This is a genomic window from Thiohalocapsa sp., assembly GCF_019695415.1.
GTDB lineage: Bacteria > Pseudomonadota > Gammaproteobacteria > Chromatiales > Chromatiaceae > Thiohalocapsa.
The window spans coordinates 1-2,644 of the sequence record NZ_JAIFKJ010000189.1; the positions used below are offsets into that span (position 1 = coordinate 1).

2 protein-coding genes are annotated in these 2,644 nt (G+C 66.5%); both read right to left on the minus strand.

The window, feature by feature from the left end:
• Positions 1–1,464: fumarate hydratase (locus I6U14_RS05305; protein WP_296897482.1), on the minus strand; the 1,464-nt coding region annotated here is incomplete at its 3' end.
• 98 nt (positions 1,465–1,562) lie between these two features.
• On the minus strand, positions 1,563–2,315 hold the full coding sequence (locus I6U14_RS05310) for an MBL fold metallo-hydrolase (RefSeq protein ID WP_296897483.1): 753 nt from the start codon (positions 2,313–2,315) through the stop codon (positions 1,563–1,565).
• Positions 2,316–2,644 lie beyond the last annotated feature (329 nt).

Sequence of the window (2,644 nt, forward strand, 5' to 3'; positions counted from 1 at the left end):
CCCGCGGCTGTCCACAGCGACAGTGACCGGCATGTCCTCGACCTCGAACTCGCGGATCGCCTCCATGCCCAAGTCTTCGAAGGCGACGAGTCGCGACGATTTGATGGCCTTGGCGACCAGGTAGGCCGCGCCGCCGACGGCCATGAGATACACCGCGCCGTGCCTGCGGATGGCCTCCACCGCCCCCGGTCCGCGCTCGGCCTTGCCGATCATGCCGATGAGCCCGGTCTGCTCCAGGATCTGCTCGGTGAACTTGTCCATGCGTGTGGCCGTGGTGGGGCCGGCGGGGCCGACCACCTCATCGCGCACCGGGTCCACGGGGCCGACGTAGTAGATGAAGCGGTTGGAGAGGTCGACGCCCTCGGGTAAGGGCTCGCCGCGGTCGAGCAGGTCCTTGAGGCGTTTGTGGGCGGCATCCCGTCCGGTGAGCAGCTTGCCGGAGAGGAGCAGCCGCTCCCCCGGCTGCCAGGTGGCGACGTCTTCGCGGGTGACGCTGTCCAGGTCCACGCGGCGGGCGCCGGCGGTGGGATCGTAGTCGAGCTTCGGCCAGTCTTCGAGCTTGGGCGGCATCAACTCTGCGGGGCCGGTGCCGTCGAGTGTGAAATGGATGTGCCGGGTGGCGGCGCAGTTGGGGATGATGGCCACCGGCAGGGATGCGGCGTGGGTCGGGAAGGTGTTGATCTTCACGTCCAGTACGGTGGTGAGTCCGCCAAGCCCCTGGGCGCCGATGCCGAGCGCATTGACCTTCTCGAACAGCTCCAGCCGCAGCTCCTCGGTGGGGCTTGAAGGCCCCCGCGCCTTGAGCTCATGGATGTCGATGTCCTCGAGCAGCGCCTCTTTGGCCAGCAGCATGGCCTTTTCTGCGGAGCCGCCGATGCCGATGCCGAGCATGCCCGGCGGGCACCAGCCGGCGCCTAGGGTCGGCACGGTCTTGAGCACCCAGTCCGCGATGCTGTCGCTCGGGTTCAGGATGGCGAAGCGGGATTTGTTCTCCGAGCCGCCGCCCTTGGCGGCGAGTCGCACGTCGAGCTTGTCGCCCGGCACCAGTTCCACGTGCACCATAGCCGGCGTATTGTCGCCGGTGTTCTTCCGCACGCCGAAGGGCGGGTTCACCATGGATGCCCGCAGCACGTTGTCCGGGTGGGTGTAGGCGCGGCGCACGCCCTCGTCGACGAGCTGCTGAAGCCCCGCATCGGCGTCCCAGTCCGCGTCCCAATGCAGGTCCATGCCGACTTTCAGATAGGCCACCACCAGCCCGGTGTCCTGGCAGATGGGACGGTGGCCCTCGGCGCACATGCGCGAGTTGACCAGGATCTGCGCCATGGCGTCCTTGGCCGCCGCCGACTCCTCGGCCTCGTAGGCCTGGGCGAGGGCGCGGATATAGTCCGGCGGGTGGTAGTAGCTGATGTATTGCAGCGCGTCGGCGACGCTCTGGATCAGGTCTGTCTGGGCGATGGTGCTCATTGCATCTGGCTTCGGGCGGCGGCGGGTCGAGTCACGGAGTATAGATGTCGCGCCGATCAACGGCGGCAATGGTCCATGTCATCCGCGCGGGGCGCTCGTCAGCCTTGATCGCTCGCGGCACAGGGCCCGCGGAACTGCTCGGGTATGTTCGCCGGGCATTCACCGCAGGCCTCGTTGCCCGGCACGGCGAAGTCGATCTTGCGCGGGTAGGGCAGGTCCAGCCCGTCCATCAGCGCCACGAAGTCTTCCTTGGTGCGGCCGCCGCCGAGCCGCGGGTTGCGCGCCTTCTCCTGGGCGATGCTGGAGACGAAACGGTGCTCGTAGTCGTGGCCCGGGTAGACCAGGGTCTCGTCCGGCAGGGAGAACAGCTTATTGTGGATGCTGTTGTAGAGGTCGCCGGCGCTGCCGGACTGGAAGTCCGTGCGACCGCAGGCCTCGATGAGCAGCGCATCGCCGGTGAAGACGAACTTCTGGATCGGTGTGTCGATGAGATAGGCGTGATGATGATCCGTGTGGCCGGGCGTGAACAGCGGATGAAGGCTCACACTGCCCACGGCGAAGGGCTCACCCTCCTGCACGCCGATATCCTGGCAGGGCAGGCCGAGCATCTTGGGATACGCGGTCTTGCAGCCGGTGCGGCCCTTCAGGCGCTTGGCGCTGGTGAGGTGGTCGGCGTGGACGTGGGTCTCCAGCGTCGCCATCAGCGTCAGCCCCAGGTCTTTGAGCACTTGGAGGTCGCGCTCCACGGTGTCCAGCACCGGGTCGATGAGAATGGCCTGGCGCGTGTCCTCGCAGCCGATGAGATAGGTATAGGTGGAGGAGTCCGCCTCCAGCAGTTGTTTGAAGATCATGGTCACGGCACCTCTGAACGGTTATTCCACTGGCTGGGGTCGATTGTCGGGGGCGGCCCGCTGTGGCACAACCGGGCCTGCACAATCCTCGAACCTAGATGGAGCAGTTGACCGCTTCGTGCCGCTTGCAAACGCTTTTGCTGCTTGAGATCGAGTGGTCTCTTGCAGCTCAACTGCTGGGTGAGCCGCGCTACAGCCGCCAGGGCACGCCCCGCGCGGCGCCTGGCTGCGTTACAACTCCTCGGAATAGAACGACTATTCTTCGTCGTTGTGCCTTGCCAGCCGCCCCGCGGGACGCACCCTGACGACCGTCCAACTACTGCATCTAG

Bases quoted from the DNA above. Each gene is read 5' to 3' on its own strand.
- I6U14_RS05310 (WP_296897483.1), bottom strand. From the start codon at position 2,315: ATGATCTTCAAACAACTGCTGGAGGCGGACTCCTCCACCTATACCTAT.